The 14,407-nt window shown below is 44.1% G+C and carries 14 protein-coding genes; 3 read left to right on the top strand and 11 right to left on the bottom strand.

The window, feature by feature from the left end; all coding sequences use genetic code 11:
* Window positions 1–6: 6 nt before the first annotated feature.
* Window positions 7–1,242, bottom strand: coding sequence for an RICIN domain-containing protein (locus CS562_RS06275; protein WP_099854406.1), 1,236 nt, complete (start codon window positions 1,240–1,242; stop codon window positions 7–9).
* 249 nt (window positions 1,243–1,491) lie between these two features.
* On the bottom strand, window positions 1,492–2,949 hold the full coding sequence (locus tag CS562_RS06280; protein WP_099854621.1) for an alpha-L-fucosidase: 1,458 nt from the start codon (window positions 2,947–2,949) through the stop codon (window positions 1,492–1,494).
* A gap of 122 nt (window positions 2,950–3,071) precedes the next feature.
* On the opposite strand from CS562_RS06280, the gene CS562_RS06285 reads away from it, so the two are divergent.
* Window positions 3,072–3,968 (top strand): AraC family transcriptional regulator, encoded by an 897-nt coding sequence (locus CS562_RS06285; protein WP_099854408.1) that lies wholly within the window; start codon window positions 3,072–3,074, stop codon window positions 3,966–3,968.
* On the opposite strand, the gene CS562_RS06290 is transcribed toward CS562_RS06285, so the two are convergent.
* Entirely contained in the window at window positions 3,963–5,033 is a 1,071-nt protein-coding gene (locus CS562_RS06290; protein ID WP_099854410.1) for a glycosyltransferase WbsX family protein, read from the bottom strand. The two genes, CS562_RS06285 and CS562_RS06290, sit on opposite strands and share 6 nt — an antisense overlap.
* A gap of 29 nt (window positions 5,034–5,062) precedes the next feature.
* The gene (locus CS562_RS06295; RefSeq protein WP_099854412.1) at window positions 5,063–6,196 is read right to left on the bottom strand and encodes a glycosyltransferase family protein; all 1,134 of its coding nucleotides are present in this window, start codon (window positions 6,194–6,196) and stop codon (window positions 5,063–5,065) included.
* A 198-nt stretch (window positions 6,197–6,394) separates the two neighbouring features.
* Here CS562_RS06295 and CS562_RS06300 point away from each other — a divergent pair, with 198 nt between their 5' ends.
* The gene (locus CS562_RS06300) at window positions 6,395–6,793 is read left to right on the top strand and encodes a hypothetical protein (RefSeq protein WP_099854414.1); all 399 of its coding nucleotides are present in this window, start codon (window positions 6,395–6,397) and stop codon (window positions 6,791–6,793) included.
* Between the two features lie 78 nt (window positions 6,794–6,871).
* Here the strand turns inward: CS562_RS06300 and CS562_RS06305 are convergent, their stop codons facing one another.
* The 6 genes from CS562_RS06305 to CS562_RS06330 all read right to left on the bottom strand — a co-directional run bounded on the left by CS562_RS06305 (window position 6,872) and on the right by CS562_RS06330 (window position 13,531).
* Complete coding sequence (locus CS562_RS06305; RefSeq protein WP_099854416.1) at window positions 6,872–8,221, bottom strand: glycoside hydrolase family 30 protein; 1,350 nt, start codon at window positions 8,219–8,221, stop codon at window positions 6,872–6,874.
* Between the two features lie 22 nt (window positions 8,222–8,243).
* Window positions 8,244–9,887, bottom strand: coding sequence for a type 2 periplasmic-binding domain-containing protein (locus CS562_RS06310; protein ID WP_076288357.1), 1,644 nt, complete (start codon window positions 9,885–9,887; stop codon window positions 8,244–8,246).
* A 67-nt stretch (window positions 9,888–9,954) separates the two neighbouring features.
* Window positions 9,955–10,842, bottom strand: coding sequence for a carbohydrate ABC transporter permease (locus CS562_RS06315; RefSeq protein ID WP_076288356.1), 888 nt, complete (start codon window positions 10,840–10,842; stop codon window positions 9,955–9,957).
* Window positions 10,843–10,857: 15 nt separating this feature from the next.
* Window positions 10,858–11,850 carry an ABC transporter permease gene (locus CS562_RS06320; RefSeq protein ID WP_218642251.1) on the bottom strand — a complete coding sequence of 331 codons (993 nt, stop codon included), beginning with the start codon at window positions 11,848–11,850 and terminating at the stop codon, window positions 10,858–10,860.
* A 117-nt stretch (window positions 11,851–11,967) separates the two neighbouring features.
* Complete coding sequence (locus tag CS562_RS06325; protein ID WP_063563590.1) at window positions 11,968–12,990, bottom strand: LacI family DNA-binding transcriptional regulator; 1,023 nt, start codon at window positions 12,988–12,990, stop codon at window positions 11,968–11,970.
* A 196-nt stretch (window positions 12,991–13,186) separates the two neighbouring features.
* Window positions 13,187–13,531: a thioredoxin family protein gene (locus tag CS562_RS06330; protein WP_099854417.1), complete on the bottom strand. Its 345-nt coding sequence runs from the start codon at window positions 13,529–13,531 to the stop codon at window positions 13,187–13,189.
* Between the two features lie 168 nt (window positions 13,532–13,699).
* Between CS562_RS06330 and CS562_RS32845 the strand changes: the two genes are divergently transcribed.
* On the top strand, window positions 13,700–13,837 hold the full coding sequence (locus CS562_RS32845) for a hypothetical protein (protein WP_175382695.1): 138 nt from the start codon (window positions 13,700–13,702) through the stop codon (window positions 13,835–13,837).
* Window positions 13,838–13,949: 112 nt separating this feature from the next.
* Here CS562_RS32845 and CS562_RS06335 read toward each other — a convergent pair whose 3' ends face one another.
* Window positions 13,950–14,243, bottom strand: coding sequence for a DUF3817 domain-containing protein (locus tag CS562_RS06335; protein ID WP_076288354.1), 294 nt, complete (start codon window positions 14,241–14,243; stop codon window positions 13,950–13,952).
* Between the last annotated feature and the right edge of the window lie 164 nt (window positions 14,244–14,407).

A 14,407-nucleotide genomic window follows, 5' to 3' on the forward strand; every position in this document is an offset into this window, starting at 1 on the left:
AGCTGCCTACCGTTTGTTAAACGACCATCTTTGTGCATCTGTACCATTATCATTCCATTGCTGGATTGCTGCCCCATCTGCCGTTGAAGAGCTCGACACATCTACTGCCAATCCATTCACCTTTGAAATGATTTTATAGTAACCATTACCAGCATCCTGGATGCTCCACCTTTGGGCGTTAGAGCCGTTATCATCCCATTGCTGGAGCTGCACGCCTGGTGATGCTGTTGAGTTAGGCACATCCAGAACTTTTCCGCTGTGAACAGCCGTGAGTTTATAGAAACCATCCCCTGTGCTGTCGACTCTGAACGTTTGGTTGCTCGCACTGTAGTTGGTCCATTGTTGTACTTTGGCTCCACTTGCCGTGGATACATCCACGATATCCAACACTTTACCGCTTGCTTTGGAACCGATCGTATAGAGGCCTCCGCTGACAATGTTCGGTGTACTCGCTGCTTGATAGACCCGCACATAATCCACCAGCATTTGTGATGGGAAAGGTGTCGCATTATTAGGACTGCCAGGCCAATTCCCACCTACAGCCATATTCAACAGAAGGAAAAACGGACGTTGGAACTCCTCGGTGTTGCCTGTTCCATTTTCGATGTAAAACTCATTGAATTGTTTGCCATCCACAAACCATCTTATATATTTGGAATCCCATTCGATGCTGTATACATGAAATTGGGAAAAATCAAGATTCTCCGATATCTTTCCATAATCGGCATGCCCGTTAGCATCCCAATGAACGGTACCGTTTACAAATGCATTATTGTTGACCCGCTCCATAATGTCGATCTCTCCGCTCTTAGGCCAGCCGACGGAATTAATGTTGCTTCCCAGCATCCAAAAAGCAGGCCACAGCCCCTGACCGGACGGCAGCTTGATGCGTGCTTCAACTTTTCCGTAAGTAAAATCCTTCAAGCCTTGGGTTTTGATTCGTGCGGAGGTATAGCTGCTGCCATTATAATTTTCTTTGCGTGCAGTGATGACCAGATTGCCACCTGTAACTTGCAGGTTCTCGGTGCGATTCGTATAGTACTGCAATTCATTATTTCCCCATCCGCTGCTACCGGTACCAATCTCCGCAGACCAATTCGACGTATTCAGAGAGCTTCCATTGAATTCGTCACTCCACACCAGGTTCCAATTGGTTGCTGCGTTTGTCGTCGTGCCTGGCAGTAAAGCGATTAGGAAACTGAACAGCACCAGCGTACTTACGATTTTTCTTATTCTCAACAATCTTTTCCCTCCCCATATTAACGGACTGATTCTGAATGGGTATACCCCATTTTTCTCAATCCGTAACAACGTTTACATTAAATGTATTCTGTATGTAGCTCGATTATTTCTAACTGCGAACGGGATATACAATGGACAAGACGCCCTTCTTCAACCCGTAAACGAGTGTAATCCATTACAGAATCGCACAAAGAACAGGACTATAACCAGTACGTATTACTGTTGGTTATAGCCCTTCGATCTCACCTCTTAATCCAGTTCTAATTTAAATACGACGGGTGAGCCGCTATGCACGTTCCTTGTCGTTATCGTCAAGGACTCCTCCGTCCTGCTCCATTCCGGTTCTTCGTCGAAGCCCAATACTTGAATATCCCTGATCAATCCATGGAAATGATGAGAGTTTTCCTTCAGCGAACGAATATGAACGATCCCATTCTCCGGGTAGGCCATAACCGTGGCATAAAGGCAGCTTTCTTTTACAGTGAAACGAATGTCCTCACTTGTAAAGATCTTGGTCTCTCCATCTGTAAATTGCCCTTCCTTCACCTCGGTCGGCCCTTCCCCATACGTCCGCCAGAACGTCGTGTCATAGATCGCCTCCCCATTCACTTCCAGCCATTGACCTATAGCGAGCAAAATATCTCTGTCTTCATCCGGGATGCTGCCATCTGCTTTTGGTCCAATATTCAACAGCAGGCTACCATTTTTGCTCACAATGTCAACGAGGTCCCTGATGATCTCATCCGCTGTTTTATAGTTATTGTTTTCTGTATAACACCAGGAATTTTTGGCGACAGCCGTATCGGTTTGCCAGAAATACGGCTTCAGATCGGCGAATTGTCCGCGCTCCACATCCGGAACGGCACAACCAAGCATAAAAGCATCATGTTTATAGTTAATCGCTACCGGAATGCCCCACTCTTCACCTTTGTTATAGTAGTAGGCGCTGAATTTTTTCAAGTATGGTTTAAACGCCGCTGTCTGGATCCACCAGTCAAAATAAAAAACGCTCGGCTGGTACTGATCCACCAGTTCACAGCAACGAATCAACCAATCTTCCAAATATTCATCCGTTGGAGGGGAGCCATATAAGTCATGATGATCCGGTTCTGGCATGGCAGGCCAGTAGAAGTCCCCGCATCTGAGCGGCTCCTTGATATCTGAATCGAAGTTTTTTCCATGAGACATGAAAAACCAATGTTCAGCGCGGTGTGACGAAACACACAAGATAAGACCCTGCTTCTCATACGCGACCTTCATCTCACCCAGCAGATCACGTTTGGGTCCCATTTCAACTGTGTTATAGTGAGAGAAGGAGCTTTTGTACATTTGAAAGCCATCATGGTGTTCGGCTACAGGCATCACATAACGGGCTCCTGCCTTTTTAAAAAGCACAGCCCACTCATCTGCATCGAACTTCTCTGCTCGGAACATCGGAATAAAATCCTTATAGCCAAAATCCTTCGGATGGCCATAAACACTAAGGTGATGTTCATAAGCTTTGGAGCCCTCAATATACATATTTCGTGAATACCACTCACTATCATAAGCCGGGACCGAGTAAAGGCCCCAATGAATGAAAATACCGAACTTAGCGTTCTGATACCACTCGGGAACCTCGAATGCGCTAAGGGAATTCCAATTGTCCTTATACTTCCCTTTGGCAATGGTCTCTTCGATCTGTTGCAAATATTCATTTTTATCCATGATCATTCTCATTCCTTCCGTTATCATATCCACTTGTATTGTAGTGGCATGATCCGCGGATAGACATGCAGAACGTTAACTTTAGGATGGACAATAATAACCTTTGTAGGGAGTTGAGGATAATGAATCATAAGAACTTGCTCACGAACCACTTATCCAATCTGCAGGTTGATTTGTTCATGGTCAACTTCAATCGCTGCGATACGGATTGGAGGGACCTTGATTACACTCCCGATTACAGCAAATTTTATCTGATCTGTGAAGGCGAGGGCTGGCTCAAGATTGGTGATCAGGAGTATTACCCTGCACCGGGACAGCTTTTTTTAATGCCTGAGGGGGTTACGCAATCTTACTCAGCCATCAGTGATCGTCCTTTTCTCAAATACTGGTGTCATTTCAGTGCGAGAGTGGGAGGCATCAACCTATTTCAAATTCTTAATTTCTCCCACTTCTGTACATCGGATCGGCCCGAGCTGATACAGGAAATATTCAACAGCATTCTTGACTACGCCCGATCAGGTGAAGTCTATGCGCATATGATGGCAAAAAGCAAGTTAATAGAGCTATTGTCGCACTACATTATGCATCTGGATCAGGAACAGATTAGTTATATAAATGTGTCTGTTATGGAAAAAATCTCTGCCATACTGGCCTATATCGATTCCAACATTGAAGAAAACATTTCTGTACGGGATCTGGCTCAGATTGCCTATATGCATCCCAATTATTTTATTCGTTTTTTTAAACAGCAGATCGGCGTACCCCCCATCCACTATATTGCCAGCAAAAAAATGGATAAGGCAAAAGAACTTCTGACCTGTACGTCAAAAACAGTCACTGCCATTGCCGAACACCTTGGGTTTAGTGACTTATATTATTTCTCAAGGCAATTTAAAAAGCATACAGGTCTTAATCCAACGGAGTACCGCAAACAAATCATAGGAAGAACAGTGAAAGAGATGATCGATTGCCCACAGCCAAATGAAACGGAGCTCCACAAGGGAACTCCATTGTCATAACTTGCTGCGCTTTCCCGCTCCTTGCTCAACTACTCTTTTGACCTCTCTCAAGTAGGCGTACCCATAATCGTCATCCGGTTCAAGGTACGCTCCTTCCGCCCACTCATTCCATGCGTTGACGAACAGGAAGCCACTCCTGTTCAATTCCTTGGCTCTCGCTATCTGTCGCGATAAATACAATCCGAATTTTTCAGGTGTTGACCCTACTGTACTCTGTCCATCAATCGATCGGCGCGGCGTATTGTCCCAATTTACAAATGCACCAGGATATACGACCTCCCCGTTTCGGTGCGGTGTTCTTTCGAGAATGGATGACCATACTTTATCGTAATTCACCACAATGTGCTTCTGCCCCTTGATGTCCAGTTCAATCCATATTCCATTCATGTGACCATGCGCAAACGTATAGTGGGGCTCAAATTCCATGCTAGCGTCAAAGACAGGAGAATTAAATGTAGGAAAACCGCCTATCGTCTGCACAAAATGGATACCCTCCAGCCCCTGTTCTATCGCAAGCCTACGCCAATAATGAATCATTTCCTGACATCGAGGGATGCTGGCAGGCCGATAGATCAAAAATAGCGGTTTTCCCTCTACACAGATGTATCGTTTATCCTTAAACGCTCTGACCAGATAATCGAAATGTTCTTCCCAATCGCTCTCATCCCCGTAGTCTTGCGAAATAAGAATATCCTCTTCGCGTCCGTCCCATTTGCGTGTCCATGTTTCATTGGCCCATGACAAACAAAAAGGGAAATTCGGTTCTCCGCTGTCCAAAATCTCATCAAACGGTTTCTCAAGCAATCGTTTGCCTTTAAACCAGTAGTGATAATAACAAAATCCGTATATTCCATAGTTTTTGGCTGTCTCAGCCTGCCATTTGCGCACCTTGGGATCTGTTAAATCATAGTAGTTCTGATGCAACGGCTTCCTGGGTTGCAAATGGCCCGGATACAGGGGGATTGTTTTTTTTACATTCGTCCATTCTGTAAATCCGTTTCCCCACCACTTGTCATTCTCCGCAATTTGATGAAATTGGGGCAAATGTAACGCAATAAGCTTCAAGTAGGACTCCTCCAATTAAAAGACATAATTCATTGGAAAATAATATCCATAAGTTGCAAACATTTATGAAGGTAGGATTGATTGTACTTCATATAAGAAAGTGCCTGGGAGGCAGCCAATCTTCGTTGTTCCACATGGTCCCAATAATGTCCAAGCTTCTGTACGAGTTCTTTAATGGTTGCATAGCGTTGGAATGCATACGTGTTCTCAGGACCACTTGAGGCAGCCGAAACAAGTTGAAATGTGCCGCATGCCGCTACTTCCATGATTCGTCTCGCGGATGAGTTGTCCTGAACAACAAGTTTGCTGCCGTTGTACAACTTTTCCCGAAGCTCATGAGGTTGCACAGGCACAAATGCACCGAAATCCTTCCAACCCTCTCCCTCAACTCGCACTTTTTTATCCGATAACCACGCATGATTGGCAAGAGCGTACAGACAGCTACCAGGATGTGCATCCCCAATGATATAGACATCGGACTCGTATTCTCTTCCCACCACCTGTGGACAGAACACTGTGGGATTCGGTGGAAAAGGAAGTTCATGACATGAGACATTCCCCATATGCTGATCGGAGGGAATGTCAGCGGAATTCGGTGTAAAAACATAATCAAAAAAAGGGATGATCGATTCCATCTGTTTTAGATCCGACTGATCCGACAGCCAAATTGCCTTTTTGGCTGAGGATGCGCTCATTGCTTCCAAATTCTGATTCGATAGAACATCTTCTCCATGCAGGACTAGAATCAAATCTAATTGCTGTCCTGAAGTGTGATCTGCCACTGGCTGGATCGTTTTGATCTCATTGACATGTTGGACCAGATGCCTCAAGCTCTGTTCAATCAAAATAGAGTTCGCAGAGCTCTCTCTTTCCATAGCAGGAGTTATCAGGAGAACATTCAACTGTTTATATTGAACACGGGGAGAATCTGAAACTGCTCTCCTGTCTTTACTTTCCACGGTCTGTTCCTTGCCGTCTTGAATTATTTTCATAAGATGCTGCTGTAAGTCCGATTGCTGTACAACCAGATGATGCTGGATTGATTTGAGTTTACGGTTCAATGTTGCGTTTATTTGTCTAAAGTACACCTTATTGGGATGCTGGACAGTGCGCCGATTCTTTCGGGACTTTGTTGGCGTACTCCTCCTTTTTTTGATGACCATACCCTCCCATCACGAAACGGATTGATTCTCTTTGCCTACAATATGCATCTGTCTTTGGCTAGGTTTCTATCGAATGATTTTTAGGTGTTTAACTACTCAAAGATGGGCTTCATCCGTGTCTTTAAATGTGCCACAACCCCGTGTCCATCCGGTTCTTGTCCTCATAAAATATATTAAATCAGATAGGAGTTGATATGATTGCCAACATTCGATAGCATTCTTGTCACAGGAAACCAGACCATTAATCAGGATTTGCAGGTGAACGGTAATGAAACGATTGGATTGGACCTGCAGGTGAACGGAGACCAGACGGTTGCTGGCAGTTTGCAGATTAACGACAGCTCCTCCATTACAAATCACCTAGGTGTAGGTGGGGTTATTGAGGCGGGCGACAGTGTAAAAGCAACGACGCAGTTAATGGCCATGAATCAGCCGACTCTTCCAGCTGCCTTGCCGCTTGTAAAGCAACTGTTATATTATAATCCCGGTGTACTTAACCAGCCGGGTCTAGTGTTAACAGGCACTAGTGGAAATAAGTATGTTCTGTTTATTGATGAGAGTGGAGGAACACCAAATCTAGCAATCCAAAGAGTATAGGCTCACTGGATGCAATATAAAAAGGCGATACTCTGAGTTAATTCTCAGAGTATCGCCTTTTCTTTCATTACAACATGATTACTCTTGGTTAATCAAAATGGACAAAGCACTTTTGGATTCGAGTTGGAAACTTAACAGTTCTTCTTCTCTTAGCTGAACCTGCACATTTCCTGTTTCTTCTCCGTCATTGAAAAGCACGAGAGCAATTGAACCGTCTGTATTTTTGAAGGCAACGGAACGAATGGATGCCTCATTGGAGGATGAGTCAATACGTACAGCTTTGGGACGAATTAATGCACTGAAATGAGCCAGAGCATAATAGTCCAGTGTATAGGTAAGCTCTTTCGTTTGCTGGTTAACCTTCACAATGCCGCGGCATGTACTTTTCCCGAAGCCAGGAACGGTAGGACCGTTGTTCTCATCCAGTGCCATATTCCAGAGCACAAAAGATTTGCTGTAATTGCGAAGAATCTCAATACCTGTTCTGATCACATTGGAGAAAGCTTGTTCGAATGGAGGGATCCATTCTCCTCCTGATCCTTCGGTGAAATGTACCTCTTTACCGGCAAAAGCTTCATACACCTTTGTTTGTGCCGAGGCTTCGCCCCCATACCAGTGCCAAGCGACTCCATCTACCTCTTCTGCCGCCTCATCAAGCACGGTCAGCGGGTAATCCGGACGATCCCAGTTGTGATCATAACAAAGGATTTTGGACTGAATGTCATTTCTGACCAAAGCCGGCTTGAGATGATTTTTGATAAAGTCTGCTTGTGCTTCAGCTGGCATTAACATGCCTGGATAATGACCTGGTTCATAAAGTGCTTCATTCTGTGGTGTTACTGCATGGATAGGCAATCCATGGGATGCGTAGGCTTGGATATATTTCACAAAATATTCCGCATATGCCGGATACCACTCATTTTTCAATTGACCTGTAATCATCGAGCCGCTTGTTTTCATCCAGCCCGGGGCGCTCCAAGGTGAAGCGAACAGCTTCAGCTCAGGATTTAACTCCAAAGCCTTCTGAGTCAAAGGAATAACATCCGCTTCATCGTGTGCGATGCTGAACCCGGATAATTCCGGGTCCGTTTGATTTTCTGGCAGATCATTATAGCTGTATACCGTTCTGGCATAGTCTGAAGCTCCCATCGGATTGCGGATGACCGACAATCCAATGCCTTCCTCGGGATGGAACAACCGATTCATGACTTCCGCTCTCTGCTCATCGCTTAATACCTGGTTAATCAGATAGGCAGATGAGTCAGTAAAAGATGCCCCGAAACCATCCATTTCCTGATATGTTTGCTGATCATCCAAAAGGATAGTCGTTGTCTCCAAGCCGGAGTCCTGCGATTTCAATTGATCCTGGGACACGGATACAAACAATGCATCTTCTCCCGTGGATTTGTACATTTTGAATTTCGTCATATGCTTTCCCTCCACATTCCTCTTATTGGATACCCAATTTCTCTTTATTCTGTTTCATTTTCTCGCTACGAACCTTCAGGATTTCATCCCAACGGTTTTCACCTAAAAATGACTTGTAAGCGGCGAGCGCATTGTCAAAAGAGGCATCATCTTTGGCACGAACCATGCTTACCAGGGTTGAATTCCACTTGGCGTTGATCGCCGACAACGCACGTGCTTCAGGTGTTCCCTGATTTGGACTAATATTCTCCAGAATGAAGTGTGGTTTCAGTTTTCCTTTGCCCCACTCTTGCATTTGTTTAATCGCTTCTGGGAAAGCATCCGCACTCAGTGCTTTGTGACGGTCATGGCCAAAGAACATGAATTCACCCAATCGGTATTCCTTCTTGAATTTGTCAGCATTGTGCAGTTGCAGGTCTTTCACAGCCGGGAGCAACTCAACCGTACCATCTGCATTCTTTTCATACGTCTCACCTTCGATACCATAGTTCATTAGAAGCTGACCTTCTTCACTCAGCAGGTACGTGAAGATTTGAATCGCTTTGGCTGGATCTTTGGCGTCTTTGGAGATGAAGTTGATCATCCACCCAGTAATACCGGATTGATTGAGCGTCGGTGCATTACCCTTGGTGCTTTGTGGTCCATCAATGGCAACATACTCTTTGCCTTCATTGGCACTCAGATAAATTTGCAGATTCCCACCCTGTTGAGGTGTACCATCCATCAGCAATGTTGCATATTTTCCGGATTTCACTTTTTCCTCAAAGGCCGTACCATCATCAGCAAAGCTGTCATCACTGATATTTCCGTCTCTGTATACCTTATTTAAAGTCTTCAGCCATGTAAGATAATCTTCATCCTGATTGCGATCATAGAATTCTCCATTTTCAGTTTCAAGCGGCACACCAATGAAGTCTTGCAACACATCTCCGAGTGAACCTGTTCCTTCACCGATAGAGTTAAAACCAAATGGAATCAGCGTTGGGAATTTTTCCTTGATCTGTTTCATCACATTTTCGAATTCCTCTGGCGTTCCCATGACAGGACTTCCCAAAGCTTCATACACATCTTTACGGATGATAAATGCTGTTTTGGCTGGGATGTTGCCGCTATCATAATCGGCTTGCGTATTAGAGTAGTTTGGATAGCCATACGTCTTGCCGTCAGCCTGCTGGAACCAGTTCAGGGTATCGGCAGCCGCAACTTTATTGAAGTATGGATCATATTTCTCCGCAAGATCGTTCAGCGGCATAGCCCAGGTTGCGGCTTTCTGTACCACAGGAGAGTTAGAGTCAAATACTGTCAGCAGGTCAGGCATATCTCCACCGGCAAAGAACGTATTCAACTTCGTGTCATCACCTGTAATGAATTTGATATTGATGTTCAGATCTTCCTTGATCTTCTTGGTTACAATGTCTTTACCGAAATCCGTGTTCCACCAGTCGGCATTAACGTACCAAGTTAGGTCTGTAGCTTCTTCCTTTTTATCCAGCTGCCAAGCTGGTTTTTCCGGATCGACTGTATAGCGATCTTCAATGGAAACCCAGTTCCCATCGCTCGAACCCCCTGATCCACTACTGCAACCTGTAATCATGATCACCGCTGTCAGCAAAGCCGCGCACAGTTTGACTCCTTTTTTGCCTGCTGCCTTATTCATCTTGAACATATTGTTTCCTCCTTAAAGTTAGGTGAGAAATATTGAATAGAGCGAACTTTCGAGCAATAGATTTCCGTTACTCCTTAACTGCACCCAGCATCATACCCGAGATAAAGTATCTTTGAAGGACGGGATAGATTAGTACGATCGGCAGTGTTGTAATAACAATCGTAGCCAGTTGAACCCCTTTAGTCGTTGTTTCAATGACTGCCGAACCGCCGATATTTTGCATCGACTGCGTTTGGGACTGAACAATAATCTCGTACAGCATCATCTGTAATGGATACAGCGACTGATCGGTAATGTACAACTTGGTAGTCATAAAGTCATTCCATTGCCCAACCCCATTGAACAATGCAATGGTTGCCATCGCTGGCATGGACAGCGGGATGAAGATTTTGAGGAAAATATGCCAATCTCCTGCACCATCGATTTTGGCTGACTCCTCCAGGGAATCCGGTACATTCCGGAAGAAATTCATCAGAATGACGACATCATAGAAGCTGAACAATGCCGGAATAATGTACACCCAGAAGCTGTTGAGCAGGCCAAGTGATTTGATCAATAGGTACGTTGGGATCATTCCGCCAGAGAAGAACATCGTGATAACCCCCATGGCAACGTACAGTTTACGTCCACGTATATGCTTTTTGCTCAGACCATAACCGACCATGGCACAGAAGAACACGTGTGTAACGACTCCGATTGTTGTTTTGGATACGGAGATGAAGAACGCTTGCCAGATGCTCGAATCGTTGAATACAGCTCTATAATTCTCCAGCGAGAACTCCGGTGACCAGAAGATGAACCCGCCTTCAGCCAAAGCCTTGCCTGAGCTAAAAGAAGAGATAATGACATTCCAGAGCGGAACCACAATAATGACAGTACAAATAGCGAGTAAAATAATATTTAAGGTATCAAAGATCCGACTATCGAGATCTTCTTTAGCCACCTTTCCATTCACACGGGATGCCTCCTTCTACAGCACAGATTGATTATCGTTTAATTTGCTTGTAATTTTGTTCGCGGTGACTAACAGAATAACGGACACGATCGAGACGCCCAGACCAACCGCGGTCGCATACGAAAAGTCACCCTGTGACATCCCCATACGATATACATACGAATTGATGACTTCTGCCTTGTCACGGTTTTGCGAGTTCATCAGAACGAGCGTCTGGTCCAGATTGGAACCAAGTAAACCGCTTACAGTAAGAATCAGATTAAGGCTAATGATCGACTTCATGTTGGGTATTGTGATATTCCAAATTTGTCTGAGACGGCTTGCACCATCAATTTTGGCTGCCTCGTAATACGTAGGATCAATCTTGGACATAATCGCCAAATACAGAATCGTTCCCCAGCCGGCCTCTTTCCAAATATCGGATAAGACTGCAATCCACCAATACTTGCCTGCATCCAGCAAAATGTTTTGCGGTTGCGAGATCACTCCCAAGCTGAGTAACAGCTGATTAAACAATCCTGTTGTTGAAAACCAGGTGATCAGCATGCCGCCCAGTACGATCCAGGACAGAAAGTGAGGTAGATATGAAACCGTTTGCACGAACTTTTTGAAACGTCCGCTGTTTAATTCATAGATCATGATTGCCAGGATAATGGGAATGACGAACCCGATACCCAATTTCAAAAAGCTGATCCCTAGCGTATTCACTACGGCATCCCAGAAGTATTTGTCTGACATAATGATTCTGAAATTTTCCAAACCGACCCATGGTGCGCTAGACAGCGTATCAATAACGGTGTAATTTTTGAATGCAATCGTCAATCCGTATATCGGAATGTAACAAAAAATAATCATAAAAATGATACCGGGTATAATCATCGATTGAATTTCCCATTGTCTTCGATAATCGATGACGAACTCTTTTACTCTTTGTCCGATTGGCTTCCTTCCCCCCGGTTTTATAGGCTTTTTACCGGTTGACGATGTCTCTACGGCTAATTTACTCACGCTCTTTTTCTCCCCTCCAACTTAAGCATACTTTCATAAAAACGTTTTTATTTTCCGACAAAAAAACCCCCTAATCTCAAATCAATAATTAAAAAAGACCGGAAATGATTACATCCGCTATGTTAAAAAATCACTCCGGTCCATCTTCACATGACTTGAACCCCGTATGATAAGTTCACCCGCCAATTTCTGTGAAACCCCATGTTCCTTCTTCTTAATCATGCGAACCAGGTGATTGATCGCCAGGATACCCTGCCTTGCAATCTGGTTTCTTACGGTACTTAATGGTGGGGAAAAATATTGGGCAATATCAATATCATCGAAGCCTACTACACTTACATCTTGAGGAACTTCGAAGCCATGAGACTTCAATGCATGGATGCAGCCGATTGCACTCACATCATTTCCTGCAAGAAAAGCATCAGGCAGCTTGGCAGGATGCAGATGAAGAAAAGATTTCACAGCACTGTAGGTGCCCTCTTCCTCAAAATACCCCTGTAAGATGTAATCATCATCCAGCGGAAGCTGGTACTCACGCAAAGCAGCCAGATATCCATCTCTACGCTGATTACTGTCAAACATGGTGTCCACGCCGGATATGTATGCAATTTTCTTGTGCCCAAGTCCAATTAAATACTTGGTCGCTTCATAACCCGCTACATAGGAGTCAAAAATGACGCTTCCCATCGTATCACTCTGATAGACCCGATCCAAAAATACAGCCTTGATCTTGTCTTTCTCCATAGCGACAATATCCTGTTCATCAATTCGCAGCTCTTCGTAGATAATGACGCCATCCACACGCCGGCCCAGAATATTACTCATAATGACCTGCTTATCCTTGGTCACAAATACATTTAGTCCGTAACCTAGACGATCGCATTCACGAGACATGGATTCAACTAGCTTATAGAAATACGGACCCGACACACTTGTGGTAAAAAAGCCCAGCATCTTGGTTTGCCCGGATTTCAGCAGCTTGCCGTTCAGGTTGGGAACGTAATTTAAACGCTCTGCCACCTTCAGGACATGTGATTTGGTCTCCGGATTCAAGACATCTACGCCATTCAAGGCGTTGGAAACCGTTGAAATGGATACGCCGGCTTCCCTTGCAACATCTTTAATCGTAATCTTTCCCATAATTTTTTGGTCCTTTACTATAAAAACGTTTTTATATATTTTAAATTAGCATAAAACCGTTTTCAATACAACACTTTTTCTTTTAATTATTTTTCACATTCTTTTGCTTTGAAGATGGCATGGTTGCTTAGCACCGAAATTAGAGACAGAGATGCAAAAAAGCAGCTCAAATAGGAGCTGCCTTGAATCATGCTTCTTATTCCCCATTCTGGGTGTACATATAATAAATCTGCTGCACCTGCTCTTCCAATCGATCGAAGCGAACAAAGCGATCAGCTCGAATATATTCCTTCTGCTCCACCAACATAATCATCGTGGGTACTGTTAAAATAAGAAACCTGGACGCCACCTCTTCCACTTGGTTGGCATTGATGTGTGCCAGGTGCACCATCGGATAAGGCTCAAGTAACTCCCTAATCTTGGGGAGTATGGCGTGACATACGCTACATTCTGGCCGAGATACATATAAAAAAACCAATTCATGTTGTTGAATCATCTCTTCGATCATTTCTATGGATGTTATGTCATTAATCTCTTTCATAAAGGGTCATCCCTTTCAGTCATTTCGCGAGTGTGTTGTACAATCTAGTTTATCACGAATGTCTAACTGTACAAATTTTGCGTTCCCCTAAACATTTTCTTTTCAAACACAGCCTATCTGCATTAAAATATAGTTGGAAGATCATCCCATATGAAAAGAGGTTATTGTATGAAAAAATCATTTGTTTTTCTGCTTACTGCCCTGATTGCCGTTATCTCCTTCTCCGCGTATGCACCTGTATCTGATGCCTCTGGTGATATTGGAGTTAGCCTGCTATCGGATCGTCAGCAAGGTACTGTAAAATAACGCGTTCGCACTCTTTCCAAAAAAAGAATTTGCACAGAAACGAGCAGGCGACCAGTTCGGATAACATCCGGAGTTGGTCGACTGCTGTCATTGTTGTTCTTTTTTGCAAGCCTTACTTCCAGTCTCTCTTGCGAAGATAGGACTCGAATACAAATGTTCCGAAAGGCAATAAGCCTGCTACCAATCCCATGAACCAACGTGAAGCTTTCCACTTCTTCACAACAGCCAAATGCACAAGTGTAATCAGATATAGCGGAAAAAGAATACCGTGAATCATACCCATAATGGTTACTGGGGAAGACATATCGGCAAAATATTTTAGCGGCATAGCTATAAAAATCAACAGCAGCAATGATACACCTTCCCATATGCCTGCAATTCTGAATCGACCTGTGACTGTCTTCATCCTGTTCAATCTCACCTTTCCAGCGGCTAGTTTGTGAAATATGTAACTTGTTACAAGATGTTTCAACTTGAAGCCACATAATTTGTAATAATGCAGCTTCTCTTGAAACGTCTTGTTCAGTATACCGCATGGTTCTGGTCCGGAAATGCTTCAATTTTGAATAA

It is taken from the genome of Paenibacillus sp. LK1 (assembly GCF_002750415.1).
In the GTDB taxonomy this organism is placed as follows: Bacteria; Bacillota; Bacilli; order Paenibacillales; family Paenibacillaceae; genus Paenibacillus; species Paenibacillus taichungensis.

What these genes read in the sequence shown, in the direction of transcription:
- CS562_RS06280 (WP_099854621.1), bottom strand. Translation starts at nt 2,949, where the DNA reads ATGGATAAAAATGAATATTTGCAACAGATCGAAGAGACCATTGCCAAA.
- CS562_RS06310 (WP_076288357.1), bottom strand. Translation starts at nt 9,887, where the DNA reads ATGTTCAAGATGAATAAGGCAGCAGGCAAAAAAGGAGTCAAACTGTGC.
- CS562_RS06335 (WP_076288354.1), bottom strand. Translation starts at nt 14,243, where the DNA reads ATGAAGACAGTCACAGGTCGATTCAGAATTGCAGGCATATGGGAAGGT.
- CS562_RS06330 (WP_099854417.1), bottom strand. Translation starts at nt 13,531, where the DNA reads ATGAAAGAGATTAATGACATAACATCCATAGAAATGATCGAAGAGATG.
- CS562_RS06285 (WP_099854408.1), top strand. Translation starts at nt 3,072, where the DNA reads ATGAATCATAAGAACTTGCTCACGAACCACTTATCCAATCTGCAGGTT.
- CS562_RS06295 (WP_099854412.1), bottom strand. Translation starts at nt 6,196, where the DNA reads ATGGTCATCAAAAAAAGGAGGAGTACGCCAACAAAGTCCCGAAAGAAT.
- CS562_RS06305 (WP_099854416.1), bottom strand. Translation starts at nt 8,221, where the DNA reads ATGACGAAATTCAAAATGTACAAATCCACGGGAGAAGATGCATTGTTT.
- CS562_RS32845 (WP_175382695.1), top strand. Translation starts at nt 13,700, where the DNA reads ATGAAAAAATCATTTGTTTTTCTGCTTACTGCCCTGATTGCCGTTATC.
- CS562_RS06325 (WP_063563590.1), bottom strand. Translation starts at nt 12,990, where the DNA reads ATGGGAAAGATTACGATTAAAGATGTTGCAAGGGAAGCCGGCGTATCC.